The 20676-nt window shown below is 34.1% G+C and carries 20 protein-coding genes; 11 read left to right on the top strand and 9 right to left on the bottom strand.

Features of this window, described 5'->3' with window-relative positions:
- Nucleotides 1-71 precede the first annotated feature (71 nt).
- The gene (locus DFR66_RS04065) at nt 72-1613 is read left to right on the top strand and encodes a glycine--tRNA ligase (protein ID WP_114753571.1); all 1542 of its coding nucleotides are present in this window, start codon (nt 72-74) and stop codon (nt 1611-1613) included.
- Nucleotides 1614-1665: 52 nt separating this feature from the next.
- Here the strand turns inward: DFR66_RS04065 and DFR66_RS04070 are convergent, their stop codons facing one another.
- The gene (locus DFR66_RS04070) at nt 1666-2187 is read right to left on the bottom strand and encodes a DUF3575 domain-containing protein (RefSeq protein WP_114753572.1); all 522 of its coding nucleotides are present in this window, start codon (nt 2185-2187) and stop codon (nt 1666-1668) included.
- Nucleotides 2188-2645: 458 nt separating this feature from the next.
- Here DFR66_RS04070 and DFR66_RS04075 point away from each other — a divergent pair, with 458 nt between their 5' ends.
- From DFR66_RS04075 to DFR66_RS04090, 4 genes are all read left to right on the top strand, one after another.
- Nucleotides 2646-3458, top strand: coding sequence for a LytR/AlgR family response regulator transcription factor (locus tag DFR66_RS04075; RefSeq protein WP_114753573.1), 813 nt, complete (start codon nt 2646-2648; stop codon nt 3456-3458).
- 176 nt (nt 3459-3634) lie between these two features.
- Nucleotides 3635-3817, top strand: coding sequence for a hypothetical protein (locus tag DFR66_RS04080; protein ID WP_114753574.1), 183 nt, complete (start codon nt 3635-3637; stop codon nt 3815-3817).
- Nucleotides 3818-4058: 241 nt separating this feature from the next.
- Complete coding sequence (locus tag DFR66_RS04085; RefSeq protein ID WP_242008626.1) at nt 4059-5960, top strand: tetratricopeptide repeat-containing sensor histidine kinase; 1902 nt, start codon at nt 4059-4061, stop codon at nt 5958-5960.
- 2 nt (nt 5961-5962) lie between these two features.
- The gene (locus DFR66_RS04090) at nt 5963-6658 is read left to right on the top strand and encodes a response regulator (protein ID WP_114753576.1); all 696 of its coding nucleotides are present in this window, start codon (nt 5963-5965) and stop codon (nt 6656-6658) included.
- 61 nt (nt 6659-6719) lie between these two features.
- Here the strand turns inward: DFR66_RS04090 and thiL are convergent, their stop codons facing one another.
- Nucleotides 6720-7763, bottom strand: coding sequence for a thiamine-phosphate kinase (gene thiL / locus DFR66_RS04095; RefSeq protein ID WP_114753577.1), 1044 nt, complete (start codon nt 7761-7763; stop codon nt 6720-6722).
- 740 nt (nt 7764-8503) lie between these two features.
- On the opposite strand from thiL, the gene DFR66_RS04100 reads away from it, so the two are divergent.
- Nucleotides 8504-9421 carry a 1-phosphofructokinase family hexose kinase gene (locus DFR66_RS04100; RefSeq protein ID WP_114753578.1) on the top strand — a complete coding sequence of 306 codons (918 nt, stop codon included), beginning with the start codon at nt 8504-8506 and terminating at the stop codon, nt 9419-9421.
- A 68-nt stretch (nt 9422-9489) separates the two neighbouring features.
- On the opposite strand, the gene lepA is transcribed toward DFR66_RS04100, so the two are convergent.
- Complete coding sequence (gene lepA / locus DFR66_RS04105; RefSeq protein ID WP_114753579.1) at nt 9490-11286, bottom strand: translation elongation factor 4; 1797 nt, start codon at nt 11284-11286, stop codon at nt 9490-9492.
- A gap of 336 nt (nt 11287-11622) precedes the next feature.
- Here lepA and DFR66_RS04110 point away from each other — a divergent pair, with 336 nt between their 5' ends.
- A complete protein-coding gene (locus DFR66_RS04110; protein ID WP_114753580.1) occupies nt 11623-12261 on the top strand; it encodes a pyridoxamine 5'-phosphate oxidase family protein in 639 nt (212 codons plus the stop codon).
- 18 nt (nt 12262-12279) lie between these two features.
- Here DFR66_RS04110 and DFR66_RS04115 read toward each other — a convergent pair whose 3' ends face one another.
- From DFR66_RS04115 to DFR66_RS04125, 3 genes are all read right to left on the bottom strand, one after another.
- Nucleotides 12280-12639 (bottom strand): hypothetical protein, encoded by a 360-nt coding sequence (locus tag DFR66_RS04115; protein WP_114753581.1) that lies wholly within the window; start codon nt 12637-12639, stop codon nt 12280-12282.
- A gap of 2 nt (nt 12640-12641) precedes the next feature.
- Nucleotides 12642-13124, bottom strand: a complete 483-nt coding sequence (locus DFR66_RS04120) for a DoxX family protein (protein WP_114753582.1) — start codon at nt 13122-13124, stop codon at nt 12642-12644.
- An 85-nt stretch (nt 13125-13209) separates the two neighbouring features.
- A complete protein-coding gene (locus DFR66_RS04125) occupies nt 13210-13875 on the bottom strand; it encodes a GIN domain-containing protein (protein WP_114753583.1) in 666 nt (221 codons plus the stop codon).
- A 338-nt stretch (nt 13876-14213) separates the two neighbouring features.
- Here DFR66_RS04125 and DFR66_RS13840 point away from each other — a divergent pair, with 338 nt between their 5' ends.
- Nucleotides 14214-14387, top strand: a complete 174-nt coding sequence (locus tag DFR66_RS13840) for a hypothetical protein (RefSeq protein ID WP_167400483.1) — start codon at nt 14214-14216, stop codon at nt 14385-14387.
- A gap of 28 nt (nt 14388-14415) precedes the next feature.
- Here the strand turns inward: DFR66_RS13840 and DFR66_RS04130 are convergent, their stop codons facing one another.
- Nucleotides 14416-15618, bottom strand: coding sequence for a helix-turn-helix domain-containing protein (locus tag DFR66_RS04130; protein ID WP_114753584.1), 1203 nt, complete (start codon nt 15616-15618; stop codon nt 14416-14418).
- Between the two features lie 150 nt (nt 15619-15768).
- Here DFR66_RS04130 and DFR66_RS04135 point away from each other — a divergent pair, with 150 nt between their 5' ends.
- From DFR66_RS04135 to dusB, 3 genes are read left to right on the top strand one after another with little or no spacing between them, the layout of a single operon-like run.
- Nucleotides 15769-17049 (top strand): putative DNA modification/repair radical SAM protein, encoded by a 1281-nt coding sequence (locus DFR66_RS04135; protein WP_114753585.1) that lies wholly within the window; start codon nt 15769-15771, stop codon nt 17047-17049.
- On the top strand, nt 17027-17794 hold the full coding sequence (locus DFR66_RS04140) for a TIGR03915 family putative DNA repair protein (RefSeq protein ID WP_114753586.1): 768 nt from the start codon (nt 17027-17029) through the stop codon (nt 17792-17794). The genes DFR66_RS04135 and DFR66_RS04140 overlap by 23 nt, the downstream gene beginning before the upstream one ends.
- A gap of 43 nt (nt 17795-17837) precedes the next feature.
- Nucleotides 17838-18833: a tRNA dihydrouridine synthase DusB gene (dusB, locus tag DFR66_RS04145; protein ID WP_114753587.1), complete on the top strand. Its 996-nt coding sequence runs from the start codon at nt 17838-17840 to the stop codon at nt 18831-18833.
- A gap of 119 nt (nt 18834-18952) precedes the next feature.
- Here dusB and DFR66_RS04150 read toward each other — a convergent pair whose 3' ends face one another.
- Both DFR66_RS04150 and rbfA read right to left on the bottom strand, forming a co-directional pair.
- Nucleotides 18953-20152 (bottom strand): ABC transporter permease, encoded by a 1200-nt coding sequence (locus tag DFR66_RS04150; RefSeq protein WP_114753588.1) that lies wholly within the window; start codon nt 20150-20152, stop codon nt 18953-18955.
- Between the two features lie 3 nt (nt 20153-20155).
- Nucleotides 20156-20548, bottom strand: coding sequence for a 30S ribosome-binding factor RbfA (gene rbfA, locus DFR66_RS04155; RefSeq protein ID WP_114753589.1), 393 nt, complete (start codon nt 20546-20548; stop codon nt 20156-20158).
- Nucleotides 20549-20676: the final 128 nt, after the last annotated feature.

Raw genomic sequence — 20676 nt, forward strand, 5'->3', positions numbered from 1 at the left:
AGACAAATCAATGCTTCAATCTTTAACAAATTTCTTTTTTTTAAGTTCACTTTTTATATTTTTGCACCATTATGGCAAAACAAGAAGATTTATTTAAGAATGTAGTTTCGCACGCAAAAGAATACGGATTTATTTTTCCGTCAAGCGAAATTTACGATGGTTTAAGTGCGGTCTATGATTATGCACAAAACGGAGTAGAATTAAAAAAGAACATACGCGAATATTGGTGGAAAGCAATGGTTCAAATGAACGATAACATTGTAGGTCTTGACGCGGCAATATTGATGCACCCAACCACTTGGAAAGCATCTGGCCATGTTGACGCTTTTAACGATCCATTGATTGACAACAAAGATTCAAAAAGAAGATATAGAGCCGATGTTTTGATTGAAGATTATGCCGAAAAGCTAAATCAAAAAGCAATCAAAGAAATCGAAAAAGCCAGAGCTCGTTTTGGTGATGCTTTCAATGAGCAAGAATTTGTTACGACAAATGCTCGTGTGATGGAGTACAAAGCTAAAGAAAGAGAAATTCTGGAAAGAATGGCGCGTTCTTTAGGGAACGAAGACCTGGATGATGTAAAAGCTTTAATCGAAGAATTAGAAATTGCTTGCCCGGAATCAGGTTCAAGAAACTGGACCGAAGTGCGTCAATTCAACTTGATGTTTGGAACAAAATTAGGTGCTTCAGCTGATTCAGCTATGGATTTATATTTGAGACCAGAAACGGCGCAAGGTATTTTTGTGAATTTTCTGAATGTGCAAAAGTCAGGGCGAATGAAAGTTCCTTTTGGAATTGCGCAAACTGGAAAAGCTTTTAGAAATGAAATCGTTGCAAGACAGTTTATTTTCCGTATGCGTGAGTTTGAACAAATGGAAATGCAATTTTTTGTACGTCCAGGCGAAGAAATGAAGCATTACGAATTCTGGAAAGAAGCTCGTTTAAAATGGCATTTATCTCTTGGTTTAGGAAGAGAAAATTATCGTTTCCACGATCACGAAAAGTTAGCACATTATGCGAATGCGGCTGCGGATATTGAATTTAATTTCCCTTTCGGGTTCAAAGAATTAGAAGGAATTCACTCCAGAACTGATTTTGATTTGAAAGCACACGAACAATTTTCTGGTAGAAAATTACAGTATTTTGATGCTGAATTGAACCAGAATTATGTTCCCTATGTGGTGGAAACTTCAGTAGGATTAGATAGAATGTTCTTGGCAGTATTTGCAACTTCATTAAAAGAAGAAACGTTAGAAGATGGTTCTACAAGAACAGTACTGAAATTACCTTCGGTTCTGGCTCCAACAAAAGCAGCTATCTTACCTTTGGTAAAGAAAGACGGACTACCAGAAATTGCACACAAAATAATTGACGATTTGCGTTGGGATTTCAATGTTTCGTATGATGAAAAAGATGCGGTGGGAAGACGTTATAGAAGACAAGATGCTTTAGGAACACCTTTTTGTATTACTGTGGATCATCAAACTGTTGAAGATCAAACTGTGACTATTCGTCATAGAGATACAATGAAACAAGATCGAGTGGCGATTGCTGATTTGAAATCTATTATCGAAAATGAAGTTTCGATGAAAAACTGGTTGATGAAAATGTAATAATTTTTGACTTATATTAAAAAAGCTTCTCATTTGAGAAGCTTTTCTTATTTTAATTAAATCGGTAACCAAAGGTTATGCCGCCTCGGCCTATGATTTCGTAATCCGTATCTGTACTATTAAAAAGATTACGTCCCACACCACCATTTATTTCAAAGATAAATCCTTTTTTGGTAATCCATTTGGCACCGAGACCAAAACCTAAAGCAAAATCAGTGCGATTAGTTGTTCTTGATTCGTTTCCAATGGTGTTGTATTTGTAACTTTCGTAGTTGTTAAGCATACCAAAACCTTCCGCAAAAAAACCTGCTGCAGGCTTTTTACCAAAATAATAGCGATAGTAAGGGGTAAACATTAGTTTTGTATCAATATCGTCATCTATTGCTAACAACAAAGAAGCACCAAAGGCGGATTCTTCATTAAGAATTCTTTCATAGCTTACCTCTAAAGCTCCTGCCACTAAAAATAAGGCATTTATTTTCATTTCATTTTTTGGATAATCAGTTTGTTTGTCATCTTGGCCGTAACCAACTGCAAAAAGGGATAGGCATAATAACACGAATAATTTTTTCATAGGTTGTTTTTTTGTATAAAAGTAAGATAAATTTGTAATAAAAGTATTCTAGTATTCTCTTTTTATTTGTTAATTCATTAAAATATGAATAGAATTTGATGAAGGTTCTCATTACATAATCAATACAATAAGAAATCCCTTTTCGATTATTTTTTTTGAATTATAACAAGGTGTTTTTTAGTGATGATTTATTTGATAGTCTAATTTTATAACGGGTATAAAAACAAAACAATGCACTTCGTCGGATATATTTGCACTTCATCTTAATGTGTCAACATTTGTTAAAAACATATTAACAACTTATAAGGAAAAATGGTTAAATGCTTATTTTTAGAATGTTAAATAGAAATTTTCTGTCTAACTAGTTTCCCAAAACTACCATTGCTGCTTAATAATTTAAAGTATATTTTACTTTGGACGTATAATGTGATGCCTAACAATTCCAGGAAAAACCATTGATGAATTATTCTTACATTATTATTGACGACGATCAAGAAAATGTTTTGAAAACAAAAGCCATGGCTAATAGTTTTTCAGAACTCGATTTTGTAGCATCGGCAAATAATTACGAAGAGGGTTTAAATCTCATATTAGAACATACGCCACAATTGGTTTTTCTTGAAATCGACCCTGCGGATAAAACCAGTAATTTGTCATTGTCACTTATAAATGAATTGCACAGGTATTTAAAAGTTGTCCCTAAAATTATTGTTACAACTAATAATAGAGATTTAGCTTTTGATGCGATAAAACATGAGGTTTTCGATTATTTAATTAAGCCAATACTAAGAATCGATTTAGTAAAATTAATTTTAAAGTTAAATAAGTCAAAAGTTGAAATTGAAATCGATTCAAATGAACCTGTAACTTTTGATGAAAAACCAACGTTCCTTCCGCAGCCTGAAACGGTATATCAGAGCCAATCATTGACTTTGTGTATTAAGTCATACGGTGATTACCGTTATATTGATGCAAAAGACATCTGTTATCTACACGCCGATAATAATTCTACAGATATTCATTTAAATAATGGAGAAATGATTACGGCTTTCAAAACATTAAAACATTTTGAAGGGGCATTGACATATCCATTTATCAGAATTCACAACAGTTATATAGTAAACAGAAATTATATATCTAGGATTCACAGTGGAAACTCAGTATGTTATATTAAAAATAGCCCCGTGAAACTTCCTTTTTCCAAATCATATAAGGTTAATATAGACCTTATTATATCTGATTTTTCCAATGGGAATTATTTAGAAATTTAAAAAATAGCCATTCACTTAAATTTGACACTCATTCACTCTCAAACGGATGCATTCTACCATAAAGGCCTTTTTTTGTTGGAATTTTTAAAATTGTCTCTGTAGTTTTACAAAAGAATCACAAACAAATGCGATTCCAAAACAAGATAAAACAAACAACAACATAAAAAACCCAAATTATGAAAAAAGCAATCTTAACAATCGGATTATTCTCTTTAGTAATGGTATTAACCTCTTTTACTTCAACTGAAAAAGTTACTTCAACAACAAATGATAGTAAATCAGAAGTTTTCAAAATAGAAAATACAAATTTAAATATTGTTGGGAATGGTGCTACTGGAGGAAACAAGAAAGTAGATTAATCACTTTTCAAAAATATAGTAAAGGCTGTCAAAATTATTTGACAGCCTTTTTTTTTGTTACTAATTTTATTTTGTTATTTTTGATGGTAAAACATATTTACTATTGAAACATCCATCGTACCTAATATTTTTTTTTATTTTTTTATTTTATGGGTGTAATCAGAAAAATACTCAATCTGAAGTAACCATAGATTCAAAAGATAGCCTTTCCGGATATTTGTTGTTAGCAAACGATTTTGATTTGCCATCTGAACAACGTGAAAAATACACACAAAAGGCTTTTAAAATTATCAGCCCTCAAGAAAATGATTCTTTACATCGTGTAAATCTCTTTAAGATTGCTAACCGATATTACAACTTAGAAAATTGGGACGAGTATAAAAAAACAGTACGATTGGTTCTTGAAAAATCTGCAATCAAGCAAGATGCCTTAAGTATGGCAAAAGGGAATAATTATTTAGGAGATTATTATGATTCCCAGGGGATTCCCGATAGTTCTTTTTTGTATTATAATAAAGCAGAAAAAATCTATGTTGAGTTGAATGATAATTATAATGTAGCAAAAACAATTATAAAAAAAGCCAATATACAATTTAATCAGAGTGACTTATTAGGGGCTGAAAAAGCTTCTTCAAAAGCTTTAAAAATTATAAAAGACACTAACCAAAGCGATGTATTATACGATGCTTATAATTTATTAGGATTAATTTATAATGAGTTAGAAGATTATAATAATGCTTTGTTGTATCACAATAAAGCTATAGCCAGTATTGATCAAATGATTCCGTCTGTTTTTCAACCAGAAGCTACCTCTTATAATAATATTGGGTATATTTATCTTAAGACCCAAGATTACAAACTGGCTAAAACATATTTTGAAAAAGGTTTAGACCAAAAAAATATATCGAGAGATAAGCCATATGTTTACGCTATATTGTTAAATAATTTAGCTTATGCTAAATTTAAGCTTAATGAAAAGGAGGGGATGCCAGACTTGTTTTTCCAATCATTAAAAATCAGAGATAGTTTACAACTTACTGCGGGCATAATTGCAAGTAAAATAAATTTATCGGAGTACTTTATGTCAAAGAAAGATACTTTACAAGCAAGTAAATATGCAAAACAAACACTCGAATTGTCTCAAAAGACAGACGATTTCCGAAACGTTTTAAATTCCTTAAAGCAACTATCGGTTATTGAACCACAAAATGCAGCGATTTATGCAAATGAATATATTCAAGTCAGCGAGAAACTCCAAAAATCAGAACGTAAAATGGGTAATAAATTTACCCGAATAGAATTCGAAACAGAGGAGATCAAGAGTGAAAATACTGACCTAGTCCAAAAGAACAGGAACTTAGTTTATATTTTTAGTGGATTAGCAATTCTTGGGTTATTTATTTTTGTCATTAAAACACAAAAAGCAAAAAATAGAGAGCTTCTTTTCAAACAAGAACAACAAAAGGTAAATGAGGAGATTTATAATTTGATGATTTCGCAACAGAACACTATTGAGACAAATAGGGTCAAAGAGAAAAAAAGAGTGGCTCAGGAATTACATGATGGCGTTTTAGGTAGGATGTTTGGAATTCGAATGAATTTAGATAGTTTGAATAAAATGCATGATGGGACTACTATTGAAAAAAGAACTAATTACTTAAATGAATTAAAAAATATAGAACAAGATATTCGTGAAATTTCGCATGATTTGAATAGAGAAAAATCAGAATTAATTAATAACTTCGTCGCCATAGTAGATAATTTATTAGAAGAACAAAAAAAGACATATAAATCAAAATTAGTTTCAGTTATTGATTCTGGTATAAAATGGGAATTAGTAAGTAATTCCGTTAAAATTAATTTATATCGTATTGTTCAAGAATCGCTTCAAAATATTAATAAGTATGCTAATGCAAAAATTATTAAAATTGAACTCAAGAAAAAGGAAGAAGATTTATTGTTAATCATAAGTGATGATGGTAATGGATTTGATACAAATAAATCAAAAAAAGGAATCGGTTTGCAAAACATACAGTTACGAACCTTAGAATGCAACGGAGTTGTTGATATAAAATCAAAAATAGGAGAAGGAACAGTGATTACAATTTCTGTTCCACTTGAAACAAAACAAATACTTACATAGAAATGACAATTGCCTCAAATGTAAAAACATTAATTAAAAACAATATACTAATCGTTGATGACCATCCTTTTATTATTGAAGGTTACAAAAATGCGATTACGAGATATAATCCTGAAGAATTTGAGTTCTTGATTAGTCAAGCCAAAGATTGTGAATCAGCCTACAGGACTATTACAGACCCCGATACTAAGCCTTTTGACATAGCTTTTTTAGACATAAGCATGCCGCCATACGAAGAAAAAGGCATATATAATGGAGAAGATTTGGCTAAATTAATTTCTGAATACATGCCAAACTGCAAAATTATTTTGCTTACCATGTACACAGAATTATTAAAGATAAAAACCATTATCAAAACTATAAATCCTAGTGGGTTGGTCATAAAAAATGATTTAACTTTTGATGAATTACTTTATGCATTTGATTTAGTTATAAAAGATGAGATCTATTATAGTGAATCTGTTTTAAAAATGTTGAGTTTGTCCGAGGAAGATACTATAGAAATTGACCAAATCGACAATCAAATTTTGTTTCATATATCCAAAGGAACTAAAATTAAAGATATGCCACAATACATTCCAATTTCTTTGGGCGCTATTGAAAGAAGAAAAATTAGTTTAAAAGAGCTTTTGAAAGTAGAGGAAGGTAGCGACATCGACTTGGTTCGAGAAGCCAAAAACAAAGGGCTGCTTTTCTAAATCATAATAAACAAAAACGACACCATTAAGTGTCGTTTTTTTGTATTGTTTAACGGATTTATTAAGTCAAAGCATCCCAACCACGTGCTTTTAAAGGGATTTTGGTATTCGCTCGAGTAACTAAATGTATGCCTTCGCTTTCTTGAGTCATATGGCCTATGATGGTAAAATTTGGATTTCCTTTTATTTTTTCAAAGTCATCCATGGCAATGGTAAATAGTAATTCGTAATCTTCGCCTCCGTTGATGGCAACAGTGGTGCTATCAATATTAAATTCCTCACAAACATTAATAAATGTTGGGTCTATAGGTAATTTGTCTTCATAAAGATTACAACCCACTTTAGACTGCTTGCACAAATGCATAATTTCTGATGACAATCCATCCGAAATATCAATCATAGAAGTTGGTTTTATTTCTAAAGCGTGCAGTAAAGTGCGCACGTCTTTTCGGGCTTCTGGCTTCAATTGACGTTCTATCAAATATGTATACGCGTCTAAATCTGGTTGTGAATTTGGATTTACTTGAAAAACTTGCTTTTCTCTTTCTAAAACTTGCAATCCCATGTAGGCAGCGCCAATATCTCCTGTAACCACTAATAAATCAGTTTGTTTAGCGCCATTTCGATATGCGATTTCATTTTCATCTGCTTCGCCAATAGCTGTAATGCTAATGATTAATCCTTTTTGGGACGAAGTGGTGTCTCCACCTATAACATCTACATTGTACTCACGGGCAGCATGAGTAATCCCCGCAAATAATTCATCTAAAGCTTCTAACGGAAAACGATTAGAAACTGCAACAGAAACGGTTATTTGAGTTGCTTTAGCATTCATCGCGCAAATATCCGATATGTTAACAACTACCGCTTTATATCCTAGATGTTTCAAAGGCATGTATGCCAAATCAAAATGTACACCTTCAATCAACAAGTCAGTAGAAATAACTACTTTTTTATCTTTGAAATCCAAAACCGCAGCATCATCTCCGATTCCTTTTAAAGTAGAAGGCTGATTGATTTCAAAGTTTTTTGTCAAATGGTCTATCAATCCAAATTCTCCTAGTTGAGCAATACTTGTACGTTGTGGGGTTTTATCTTCTATCATGTGGCAAAGGTACAAAGTTTTTTTGCCACAGATTACACAGATTACCACAGATTTTTTTGCATTTTTTTTGATTGTAAATTATCTTTTATGAAAGCAATCACAACGCTAACCATAAATTCATCTTTAGATAATTTGCCACAGATTACGTAGATTGCACAGATTTTTTCGCATTTTTATGATTGTAAATTATCTTTTATGAAAGCAATCACAACGCTAACCATAAATCTATCTTTAGATAATTTGCAACAGGTTACACAGATTAGCACAGATTTTTTCGCATCTTTATGATTGTAAAATATCTTTTATGAAAGCAATCACAACGCTAACCATAAATCCATCTTTAGATAATTTGCCACAGATTACACAGATTACCACAGATTTTTTCGCATCTTTATGATTGTAAATTATCTTTTATGAAAGCAATCACAACGCTAACCATAAATCCATCTTTAGATAATTTGCCACAGATTACACAGATTACCACAGATTTTTTCGCATTTTTATGATTGTAAATTATCTTTTATGAAAGCAATCACAACGCTAACCATAAGTCCATCTTTAGATAATTTGCCACAGATTACACAGATTACCACAGATTTTTTCGCATTTTTATGATTGTGAATTATCTTTTATGAAAGCAATCACAACGCTAACCTTAAATCCATCTTTAGATAATTTGCAACAGGTTGTACAGATTACCACAGATTTTTTCGCATCTTAGCAATTGTAAAATATATTTTATGAAAACAATCACAACACTAACTATAAATCCTTCCTTAGATAAATCAACACATTTTGCAGGACTTATCGCTGAGCAAAAAATTAGATGCGGAAAACCGCGCTATGACGCAGGCGGTGGCGGTATAAATGTGTCAAAAGCTATTGCAAAACTTGGAGGTGTATCCAAATGTATTTTCACTGTTGGTGGTTCTTCCGGCGAGTTGCTCGAGGAATTAATTACTAAAGAAGGTTTACAATCTGAATTGATAAGAACGAAAAGCTGGACACGAGAAAATTTTATTGCTTTTGATTCCGAAACACAATCGCAATACCGTTTTGGGTTTCCCGGAAATGAGTTATCTCCAGCAGAACGAGATGAAATTTTGCAAAAAGTAAACACGTTGCAAACGGATTACTTGGTAATAAGCGGAAGCTTAAATGAAGGATTAGCAACTGATTTTTACCAACAAATAGCCCAAATAGCTAAAGCTTCTAACATCAAAGTCGTGGTTGATACATCTGGTGAACCACTGAAAAAAGTTTTAGAAGCGGGAGTCTATTTAATTAAACCCAACATTGGCGAATTAGCAAAATTAATTGGTGTCGAACGATTAGAACTGCCCGAAGTTGAAAAAGCAGCCAAACAATTAATAGAAAATAAAAGTGCTGAAATCGTAGTAGTTTCACTGGGAGCTGATGGAGCCATTTTAGTCTCTCATGACGAAACTCATTTTGTTAAAGCACCAAAAGTAGAAAAGAAAAGCACTGTAGGAGCTGGCGACAGTATGGTAGGTGGCATGGTGTGGGCATTGTCTCAAAACAAAACTTTAAAAGAGGTGATACAAATGGGAGTCGCATGTGGTTCTGCAGCAACTATGAACGAAGGAACTCAACTTTTTAAAGTAGAAGATGTGATGCGATTACTTAAAGAAATCTAACAAAAAAACCCAATAACGAAAGTTATTGGGTTCATTCTTAATACTTAATACTTTTGTCTTAATACTTTTTAATCATTCAGTTTAAGAACCGCCATAAACGCTTCTTGCGGTATTTCAACATTACCTACCAAACGCATTCTCTTTTTACCTTTTTTCTGTTTTTCTAATAATTTACGTTTACGAGAAATATCTCCTCCGTAACATTTTGCTGTAACGTCTTTACGCAATGCTTTGATTGTTTCACGCGCAATAATTTTGGCACCAATGGCCGCTTGAATAGGAATATCAAACTGCTGTCTCGGAATCAATTCACGCAATTTCTCACACATTTTTTTACCGATGTTGTAAGCATTACTTTCGTGAATCAACGCAGACAATGCATCTACAGATTGCGAGTTCAATAATACATCAAGTCTAACTAATTTCGAAGTACGCATTCCTATTGGAGAGTAGTCAAATGAGGCATACCCTTTAGAAACCGTTTTCAATCGGTCGTAAAAGTCAAATACAATCTCGGCAAGTGGCATGTCAAAATTCAATTCAACACGCTCTGTTGTCAAGTAAGTTTGATTGGTGATTATACCACGTTTTTCAATACACAAACTCATTACGTTCCCCACAAAATCAGCTTTAGTGATGATCGTTGCCTTGATAAAAGGCTCCTCTACACGGTCTAAACGTGAAGGTTCTGGTAAATCAGATGGGTTGTTAATGATAAACGGTGTCTCCGGATCTTTTTTGGTATACGCCAAATACGAAACGTTAGGTACCGTCGTGATTACGGTCATGTCAAACTCGCGCTCCAATCGTTCTTGAATAATTTCCATGTGCAACATTCCTAAGAATCCGCATCGGAAACCAAAACCTAAAGCCGCTGAACTCTCAGGCAAAAATACCAACGAAGCATCGTTCAATTGTAGTTTTTCCATTGAGGCACGCAAATCTTCGTAATCCTCTGTATCAACAGGATAAATACCGGCAAAAACCATTGGTTTTACATCCTCAAAACCTGTAATCATATTCGTTGTTGGCGTTTTTGCATCCGTAAGTGTATCACCTACTTTTACTTCTTTCGCCTCTTTAATTCCAGAAATTAAGTAACCAACATCACCTGCTGAAATCACTTGTTTTGGCACTTGATTGAGTTTCAAAGTACCTATTTCATCAGCAAAATATTCATTGCCAGTAGCCATGAATTTAATCTTTTGCCCTTTTTTAATCTGCCCGTTTTTCACACGGAAAATAACTTCAATACCTCTAAACGGGTTGTAGTGAGAGTCAAAAATCAAAGCTTGCAAAGGCTCGTCAACATTTCCTTTTGGAGCAGGAATTTTTTCAATAATAGCCGCTAATATATTTTCTACACCAAAACCAGTTTTCCCAGAGGCGTGAATAATATCCTCTAGGTCGCAACCCAACAAGTCAATAATATCATCGCTCACCTCTTCAGGGTTGGCGCTTGGCAAATCTACTTTGTTCAAAACCGGAATAATTTCCAAATCGTTTTCTAAAGCCAGATATAAATTTGAAATCGTTTGTGCCTGAATACTCTGCGCTGCATCCACAATCAAAAGTGCCCCTTCGCAAGCCGCAATAGATCGAGAAACTTCATACGAAAAATCAACGTGACCCGGAGTGTCAATCAAGTTCAAGATATATTCCTCACCCTTGTAAGTGTACTCCATCTGAATGGCGTGACTTTTAATTGTAATCCCACGTTCACGCTCCAAGTCCATGTTATCAAGCAATTGCGCCTTCTCTTCACGAGCAGTTACAGTTTGTGTAGCACCTAGCAAACGGTCAGCAAGCGTGCTTTTCCCGTGATCAATATGTGCAATAATGCAAAAATTCCTTATATGTTTCATTTTCAATAAATATCAATAAATTTGCTTGTCAACTTGTGGGCGTGCCGGCAGAAAAAGCCGTCGGGCTATACGCTATAACTTTTGTGAAGTCCCGATTGCTATCGGGACTTCACAAAAGGATGCCGCTGCTATCCCTCACGCAAAACCCCACTAAGAGTCAATTAATTTGCAAATATAGGCTAAAAGTTTTTTATGTGAGATTGAACAATGCCTAATGTTACTGCAATTGAAATTTAATTTTTTAGCAATTCTCTTTCAGTGTCTTTCTTGTTGTATTTTTGCTCGTATTTACAAGAGCATCTTGCAGTTACATTTGAACTTTTACACCAACTATTTATGCCAACTTCAGCACAAGATTCTATTGCCATAAACGACACTCCGTACAATTTACAAGAGCTAGAAAAACTAGCTTGGAAAAAATTAGTCAACGGTTCAGTCAAGAAAAAAAACGGTTTCCGAACTATGTGCGTTGGTACCACAAATGACAACAACACTGCCGCACTACGAATTGTAGTAAACAGAAAAGTTGATGAGGTAAACAAAACCATATACTTCCACACAGACAATCGCTCTCGAAAATGTTATGATTTACAAAAAGACAATCGCATTTCACTCTTGTTTTACGATGCGCGCCAACGGGTTCAAATTGTAGTGAAAGCGCATGCCACTTTGCATACCAACGATGCCTTAAAAAATGATCGTTGGAAGGCAACCAGTCCGCAAGCCCGATTGGGTTATATGACAATGGAACCACCCAATTCAAAATCAGACCACCCGACATTGGGATATGAAGAACGTTTTTCGACCCTAAAGCCCACAGATATTGAAAGCGATCTTTTTCAAGAAAATTTCACGGTTGTTGCTTGTGCCGTCTATGAACTTGAATTTTTATACCTCGACTTTACTGGCAACAGAAAAGCTAATTTCTTTTATGAAAACAGTGTTTTACAAGATAGTTTTTGGGCAGTTCCTTAAACTTAAATAGGAAATGACTCATCTTTTATTGAATTTCGCTTTGTAATACGTAGTGTCTTTCTCAGAGAAAAGGACTCTACGGTTGTCTTCATTTTCAAATTCTAAACTGTCATTAACCACAAATTTTACTTCTGTAAATTTATAACCGGTAACAAATGTGGTTGCTATCTCATAGGTGTTATTGGTAACATTCAATCTCATTTCGGTTGCTTCACCCCAAGATAATGGTTTGTCTTTTCCACGTATGGCTACTTTTTTTATATTTTTCATTTCGGATGCATCCAAAGTAAAAATAACTGTTCTTTTATAGGTTTTTTGAACGCAATTTGTTAAAAATAAAGGAAGTACAAGTGCTAGAAATATAGTTTTAGTTTTCATAATTAGGCTTTGTTTTTAGTTAGTAAATAATCAATTCCAAATCGGCCTGAACCTAGTATTAAAAAGAATATTGCTACCCAGAGGAATCCCATGGCGGCAAGGCAATTCCACAATCCATTTTGTATTTGTTGCATAAATATGGCAACCAGCATGGTGCAAATTACTAAGAAAGAAGCAACACGGGTTTGAAATCCAAATAACAGTAGCAATCCTCCAACAGCTTCTGCAAAAGCGCCCATCCAAGCAAAAAAAGCTGGAGCTATGGCAAAAATCCCACCATAATTTGCCACGTCACCTGGAAACCAAAAAGCGACTTCAAACAATCCTAAATTAGCATCAACAGGTGACCAAGGCATTCCAAATTTATCGGCTCCAAAGTTAAAAGCCAGCAAGTACCCACAAACAATTCGTGGAATAGCAATAAATAGATCTTGTGACCAATGTGGTAACAAAACAGGTTTAGTGATTTTGGTAAGTAGTTTCATAGTGTTATATTTTTTATTTTTTTATTGATATTGATATTGAATTTTGAAATTGCCATTGCCATTGTCATTGCCATTGAACTTTTCATTAATTAACAATCAAATCGCCATTACCTGATTTTTTCGAATTACTATCAAATTGGGCTTTTCCTTTGTTTATAACATCACCGTTTCCAGTTAATTTTGCAGTAAGTTTTTCAGTCACATTGGTAGTTAGATTTCCGTTTCCAGTGCTTTTTAAATCGGCTTTTTTAGCAACTAGATTCTCAGCGTTTACATCGCCATTTCCAGTTTTAACAATATTCAAATCGTCAATCGTTCCGCTAATTTTACTCTCGCCATTTCCGGTGTTTTCTAATCTAAAATAACGACCCAAAACATTTTTAACGGTTAAATTACTGTTGCCAACGTTTTTGATGACACTTGCCTCTGGCATCGTGATTTTTATTTTTAAATTGGTATCTTCAACATACATTTTATTGTTCTGGTTTCCTTTAAATTGAATTTTTAGTTCTTTATCTGAAACGTTTTCTGAAAAAGTCAAGAGCGGTTCCAAATTGTCATCAATAGTTATAGCAATGCTCCAAGGTTTTCCAATCTCAACTTCAATAATTCCGTCTAAATCTTCCAAAGAAAGTTTGTCGAAATTTTTGTAGTTGTAATTTTTAGTGATTGTTTTGCCTGACCCTTGTAGTTGTGCGTGTGCAAAAGTTGAAGCGAAGAGCAACGTTATTGCTAAGATTAATTTTGTCATAATTAGTTTTTTAGTGATTAATAACAGGGCAAAGTTGCGCCATAAATCAGCACCAATCGCTTCAAATTATGATTTGAGACTAGTTTCATTCTGCTGTCAAGCATTGTAAATGCTGGTAATGTTATTTTCGACAGTTTTTAATTCAAAAAACTTTGTTCTTATTCCTGATTTTGAATTACAGTTGATAAATGCACATCATAGGTAGAAAGCAGATCCAAATTTAACGCTTGTTGTAGGGAAACATTTTTGCAGACTATGTACTTTTATACTCAAAATCAGTTACATTTTGGAAAACAAAAGCAAACAATAAATTCTTGAAATTTTAATGATATCGAAATATGAAAAGGAATTCCCTAAATGACATCAGTCAGCTTGATGATTTAAACCGATTGAATGAAATAGTTTCTGATAAACGTCTCGCGAAGAGAGCCACAGAAAAAAAGAACAGACGCAACCGACACTACGAAAAACAGTTTATAAAAAACACTATTGAACGCTTTGATGCCGAATAAGTAGTTGCTTTTTTGTTCGCTGAAAACCTTATTCGTTGGTGTATTCTTTCGGAGTTTTACCAGTATTTTTCTTGAAAGCTCTATTAAATGTAGCTTTCGAATTAAAGCCGCAATCAAAAGCAATTCCTAGCAAAGTAGATTTCTTGTGTTCGCCATTTGATAAACTGATTTTAACCGCTTCAATTCTGAAATTATTGATGTAATCATTAAAGTTCATTTGAAAACCTTGATTGATCGTTTTAGAAATAACAGAAGCGTTGGTTTCTAATTTTTTTGCCAAATCGGTAAGTGTTAATTCGGGATTTTGATAGAGTTTTTCAGCTTGAATTAAGGTTTCTATTTTATATTTCCAATGTTCCGTTTCGGGCGAAACAGTCTCTTCTACCGTCTTGTATTGAATGTCAATGCTAGTCTCCAAATCACCTGTACTGCTGTTGTCCAATAAAAGAATAGGACTTTTGTCAAAAAATGACATCTTAAACGGTATCGTAGCATTTGTAGGATTTGAATATCCCGTAATGGCAATGTAGTACATCACAATCGAGAAAGAAAGATAAAACCACCAACTGCCTTGGTACGACTTCATTTCTGGTAAAAAGTATTCAACACCATCAAAAACAAGTGGTAAAAGCAACATCACTAAAAAAGCAATCAAATACGTTTGAATCCATTTAAACAAAACCGAATCGGCATAACTCACCACCTGAAACATGAGTCTTTTGTATACATTGTAGTACCGGATGCTCAAAATAAAGTATATAATCATCGAGAGTAAACCTAGTTTTTGATACCATTCCTCAAAGTCTTTGTCCATTCCGTTTTCATAGAAATAGTAATCGCCAAAAATGAATTTGTCGTAAATCCAAATAGCAATAATGTAAATAAGATACAGCAATCCTGGCAGAATATGTAATGCTTCTTTTTTCGAAAATTTAAATGAGGGATTAAGTAAACTCTGGGTGTAAAAAAAGATGATAGGACCTATCCATAAAAGGTGTTGAAAAGGTGTGTAAAATAAAATATCGCGATAGGGTTGATTGTCATACCAGCCTGCAAAACCAAGCATCCACGGTGCAATATAGAGGCTACACAGAAAAATGAAAAAACTCAACCAATAATTCGATTTATTGTCGGTTTTGATAGCTTTTGCAAGTAACAAAACGCTGTAAACAATTCCTTGCGTAAACGAAATAAGTAAAACGGAACTGTAAAATCCAAAGGTAAAAAGCATCGGCGTTTTTTTGTAAAAATAGTACTATTTGTAATGTCTTGTTGCACTTGTTATTACTTTTTTTAAAGTGTTAATTAACTCAAAATAAAACAGTAAGAATTTTAATTATAGCTAACTTTGTACTTCTTATTCTAGAAAAAAACAGCAAATTTGAACTTCGATAAACTTAAAGATAAACTAGAAATTCTTGCAGATGCGGCTAAATATGACGTGTCTTGCTCCTCGAGTGGCGGCAACAGAAAAAACACCGGCAAAGGTCTGGGTGATTCCTCCTCAACAGGAATATGCCATACGTATGCAGAGGACGGCAGGTGTGTTTCTTTGCTTAAAATTCTACTTACAAATTTTTGTATTTATGATTGTGCGTATTGCGTTACCCGAAGCAGTAATGACATTCAGCGTGCTGCATTTACGGTTGATGAGGTGGTTGATTTGACTATTAATTTTTATCGAAGAAATTATATCGAAGGCTTGTTTTTAAGTTCTGGAATTTTTAAAAATGCCGATTATACCATGGAACGCTTGGTTAGGGTGGCCAAAAAATTACGTTTAGAACATAATTTTAACGGGTACATTCACTTAAAAAGTATTCCAGGCGCTAGTGACGAGTTGATGCGCGAGGCAGGTTTGTACGCGGATAGATTGAGTATGAATCTCGAAATTCCAACGGAATCTGGACTAAAATTATTGGCGCCAGATAAAAACCATCAGGATATGATCAAGCCGATGCGTTTCGTAAAAAATGAGCTGATTCAATACAAAGAAGAAAAGAAAAAATTCAAAAGCACTCCTAAGTTTGCTCCGGCCGGTCAAAGCACTCAAGTAATAGTTGGCGCAACACAGGAAAATGATTTTCAAATCATTCAGGTGGCAGATCATTTTTACAATAATTTTAATCTTAAGCGCGTGTATTATTCGGGTTATGTTCCCGTTTCTAATGATGCTCGTTTGCCGGCAATTGGCGCACAAGTGCCGTTGGTTCGCGAAAACAGACTCTATCAAGCCGATTGGCTCATGCGTTTTTACGGTTTTAAAGCCAATGAAATTCTCGAAAAAAACAATCCGTTTCTTGATTTAGAAGTCGATCCAAAAATGGGTTGGGCGTTGCGAAACATTACCCAATTTCCAGTAATAATTCAGCATGCGCCGCTTGAAATGATTTTGCGTGTACCAGGAATTGGCGTAAAATCGGCACATAAAATTGTATATGCCAGACGTTTCCAAAACTTGACAATGGAACACCTTAAAAAAATTGGCGTATCGGTAAATAGAGCTAAATATTTTATATCCGTAAGCAACGAGAATACTCATTTAAAATTCTTGAACGCCCTGAATTTAAAAGAAATAATCCTTGGGGATATGAAATCTAAGTTCGAAAAGCCATTTGATAATCAATTATCACTACTCAATGACGCAACTTTCTTACGATAATACTTTTGAGGGTTTGTTGACTGCGGTTTTCGAAATTTATGAATTCAAATATCTAAACCCCAAAATCATAAAAAAAGACGATCAGCAACAGCATTTATTTGCCGAAAAGATTGAAATTATTACCGATGTATCCAAATCAGATCGGGTGATGAAAAAACTACAAGCACAACTGGGTAGTGATGGCGTTCGGTGCATTATTTGGGCTTTTTTATCTGAAAAAACGGGTGTTGAAGATGTTATTTTCGATGTAATTAATTACGCGGTTCAAAACCCTACTATTAACATCATGAAGAATTTTTCGAATGATAGTGTGCTCCAAATTTCGCAACTTACTAAAAATGTGGGTCGGGAGAAACATCGAATGGAAGCTTTTATTAGGTTCGAAGAATTGAAAGATGGCATTTATTTTGCTAAAATTGATCCTGATTTTGATGTGTTAACTTTAATCATAAGGCATTTTAAAAACCGATACCAAGATCAAAAATGGATTATTTATGATTTGCGCCGTAAATATGGGGTGTATTACGATTTAAATGATGTCCAAATTGTGATGATGGACCTTGATATTAAATCATTACACGATAATAACAACCAAATATTCTCGGATACTGAAATCAATTACCAAAAACTTTGGTGGGAATATTTTGACCATACCAATATAAAAGAACGCAAAAACACTAAGCTTCACGTACAACACGTTCCAAAGCGCTATTGGAAGTATTTAACCGAAAAGAAAATGTTTTAGACTTGCTAACATTTCCGTATTTTTGCAAAAAAAATAAAACACCTTGATTAAAATAGGCGACCATATTGTTTTACCGGATTTTCCCTTACTTCTTGCTCCTATGGAAGATGTAAGCGATCCGCCGTTTCGTAGATTGTGCAAAATGCATGGTGCTGATATGATGTACTCTGAATTTATCTCATCAGAAGGTTTAATTCGTGACGCTATCAAAAGCCGAATGAAATTAGATATTTTTGATTATGAGCGCCCTGTTGGGATCCAGATTTTTGGTGGAGATGAAGAAGCAATGGCACTTTCTTCTAAAATTGTTTCTACGGTAAATCCGGATTTAATTGATATCAATTTTGGTTGTCCTGTTAAAAAAGTCGTTTGCAAAGGCGCTGGTGCTGGTGTTTTAAAAGATGTTGACTTGATGATTCGGTTGACCAAAGCCGTTATTGATAGCACCCATTTACCAGTAACGGTGAAAACGCGTTTGGGTTGGGATGATAATTCTATCAATATTGATGAGGTTGCTGAACGTTTGCAAGATATTGGTGTTGCTGCATTGAGCATACACGCTAGAACGCGTGCCCAAATGTACAAAGGCCACTCCGATTGGTCACACATTGCCCGCGTGAAAAACAATCCTAGAATTACGATGCCAATTTTTGGAAATGGGGATATCGATTCGCCGGAAAAAGCATTACAGTATAAAAATGAATATGGTATCGATGGAATCATGATTGGTCGTGCTGCCATTGGTTATCCGTGGATTTTTGACGAAATCAAACATTACTTTAAAACGGGAGAACATTTAGCAAAACCAACGGTTATAGACAGAGTGGAAGCTGTCAGAAATCACTTGACTTGGGCCATGGACTGGAAAGGCGAACGATTAGGAATTGTGGAAACACGTCCGCATTACACCAATTATTTCAAAGGAATCCATTCTTTTAAAACCCACAAACAAAAATTAGTAACTCTCGATCGTCCAGAAGAATTATTTGCTGCTTTAGATGAAATCGAAGAAGCTTATGCAGGATACGAAGTAGTGTAGTCATTAAATATTAATCCTCTTTTACCGCAAATTTGCGAATTTATAGTTCGTTATAGTTCAAAACCAACTGTAAATTTTAATATATATTTTAAAAAAAATTGCGAATTAGCGGTAAAAAATTACTCCAACAACTTCTTACTAACCCTACTACTAGCAATCAGTGAAGCAATAAAGCCAAGCGTAACAATAGTCCCCATAACAATAAGTGCATTTTCGAGAGAGAAAATTACGGGATACGCTAGTGTAGGAGTTATCATAATCAGTTGAAAATACTCTTGTATCAGTACGATTATTATTCCTAAAGTTAGTCCTATAATTCCACCTAAAACACTCAGTAAAGTGCCTTGGAGCATAAATATTTTTCGTAAATCCTTGATTTCAGTTCCCAGATTAAAAAGGGTTTTTAGGTTTCCTTTTTTGTCTAAAATCATCATGATCAATGCACCAATCAAGTTAAAAAGCGCCACAACAATCACTAAAGTAAATATTAAATATACCGCAATATTCTCTGTATTCAACATTTTATAAAGCGATTCGTTGAGTTGTGCCCTGTTTTTTACGGTGATTTTATTGTCGAAAATGGTTTGAAGTTGCTCTGTAATGGCACTTTCGTCAGCATCTGCATTCGTCTTGATCTCAATCCCGGAAACCTGATTGGGTTTGTATTCTAGTAATTCCTGTGCTAATCCTAAATCAGCAAAAACATATTTTGAATCTAAATCTTCGCTTATGGCATAAATCCCAACAGGAATTAGATCCGTTTTGTTAAAAGCTTCTTCTGGATTTTCGATAGCGCCTTTTCCTGGTTTTGGTGCTAAAACCTCTAATTGATTATTAAAATCAAGCAATCCCATGGAGAATTTTTGAGAAATTCCATAACCCACAACCACTTGATACGTATCCGCTTTAAGCCACTGCCCGTTGAAAAGTTTTTTTTCTATGGCATTTACTTTACTAAAGTTCGCATCAACACCTTTTAAGTACGTAACTTCTTGTTTACCGTCAAAAGTAAATAAAACACGTTCCTCAATAATTTTAGAATACGAAACTAATCCGTCAATTTTCTTGATTTGGCTTTCCTGATTTGGAGAAATTAAAAAAGATTTTCCCAGAGTGCTGCTTATTTTTAAATCTGGATCAATGTCATTTGTAAACGAAAGACTGAAAACTTTTAATCCGCTAAAAACAGATAAAACTACAAACAAAGCCATGGCACCAACGATAATTCCCAAGCTGGCAATACGATTGATGATGTTTATAGCATTATTTTTACTGTTGCTAAGAATGTAGCGTTTGGCTATGTAAAGGGGGAAATTCAAATTTTATTGAAATCTGCGTTTGTCTAAAAGATCTCTGTTTTCAATAGGATTATCTCTATTTGCTAAAGCATTGTCAATTTTTTCAATGTAATCTAAAGAGTCGTCTATAAAGAAAACCAAATTTGGTACTTTTCTTAATTGCAAACGAACACGTTGAGATAAATCATGTTTTATGTTTTTAGCATTGGACTTCACCGCCTCTAAAATCTCATTTGCTTTATCCTGAGGGAATACACTTAAATGTACCGTTGCAACTGATAAATCTGTCGTAACCGTAACTTTGGATACCGAAATGACTAAGTTCGCCACTCCGTTTTTTCTCACTTCACCTTGCAGAATGTCAACCAAATCTTTTTGGATTACCCCACCTATTTTTTTCTGTCTATTTGTTTCCATGCTGCAAAAATACTACTTTTAAGTTTTATCCCGAAGTTTCGGCACAAATTTTAAAAAGTAACCTATTAATACACGTATTTTTAGGAGCTATTTCCTGCTATCCGTTGCAATCTTTTATAAAGCTGGAA

The sequence above is a fragment of the Flavobacterium glaciei genome (genome assembly GCF_003350545.1).
Classification (GTDB): domain Bacteria; phylum Bacteroidota; class Bacteroidia; order Flavobacteriales; family Flavobacteriaceae; genus Flavobacterium; species Flavobacterium glaciei.

Bases quoted from the DNA above. Each gene is read 5' to 3' on its own strand.
- DFR66_RS04065 (WP_114753571.1), top strand. From the start codon at position 72: ATGGCAAAACAAGAAGATTTATTTAAGAATGTAGTTTCGCACGCAAAA.
- DFR66_RS04070 (WP_114753572.1), bottom strand. From the start codon at position 2,187: ATGAAAAAATTATTCGTGTTATTATGCCTATCCCTTTTTGCAGTTGGT.
- DFR66_RS04075 (WP_114753573.1), top strand. From the start codon at position 2,646: ATGAATTATTCTTACATTATTATTGACGACGATCAAGAAAATGTTTTG.
- DFR66_RS04080 (WP_114753574.1), top strand. From the start codon at position 3,635: ATGAAAAAAGCAATCTTAACAATCGGATTATTCTCTTTAGTAATGGTA.
- DFR66_RS04090 (WP_114753576.1), top strand. From the start codon at position 5,963: ATGACAATTGCCTCAAATGTAAAAACATTAATTAAAAACAATATACTA.
- thiL (WP_114753577.1), bottom strand. From the start codon at position 7,763: ATGATAGAAGATAAAACCCCACAACGTACAAGTATTGCTCAACTAGGA.
- DFR66_RS04100 (WP_114753578.1), top strand. From the start codon at position 8,504: ATGAAAACAATCACAACACTAACTATAAATCCTTCCTTAGATAAATCA.
- lepA (WP_114753579.1), bottom strand. From the start codon at position 11,286: ATGAAACATATAAGGAATTTTTGCATTATTGCACATATTGATCACGGG.
- DFR66_RS04110 (WP_114753580.1), top strand. From the start codon at position 11,623: ATGCCAACTTCAGCACAAGATTCTATTGCCATAAACGACACTCCGTAC.
- DFR66_RS04115 (WP_114753581.1), bottom strand. From the start codon at position 12,639: ATGAAAACTAAAACTATATTTCTAGCACTTGTACTTCCTTTATTTTTA.
- DFR66_RS04120 (WP_114753582.1), bottom strand. From the start codon at position 13,124: ATGAAACTACTTACCAAAATCACTAAACCTGTTTTGTTACCACATTGG.
- DFR66_RS04125 (WP_114753583.1), bottom strand. From the start codon at position 13,875: ATGACAAAATTAATCTTAGCAATAACGTTGCTCTTCGCTTCAACTTTT.
- DFR66_RS13840 (WP_167400483.1), top strand. From the start codon at position 14,214: ATGAAAAGGAATTCCCTAAATGACATCAGTCAGCTTGATGATTTAAAC.
- DFR66_RS04130 (WP_114753584.1), bottom strand. From the start codon at position 15,618: ATGCTTTTTACCTTTGGATTTTACAGTTCCGTTTTACTTATTTCGTTT.
- DFR66_RS04140 (WP_114753586.1), top strand. From the start codon at position 17,027: ATGACGCAACTTTCTTACGATAATACTTTTGAGGGTTTGTTGACTGCG.
- rbfA (WP_114753589.1), bottom strand. From the start codon at position 20,548: ATGGAAACAAATAGACAGAAAAAAATAGGTGGGGTAATCCAAAAAGAT.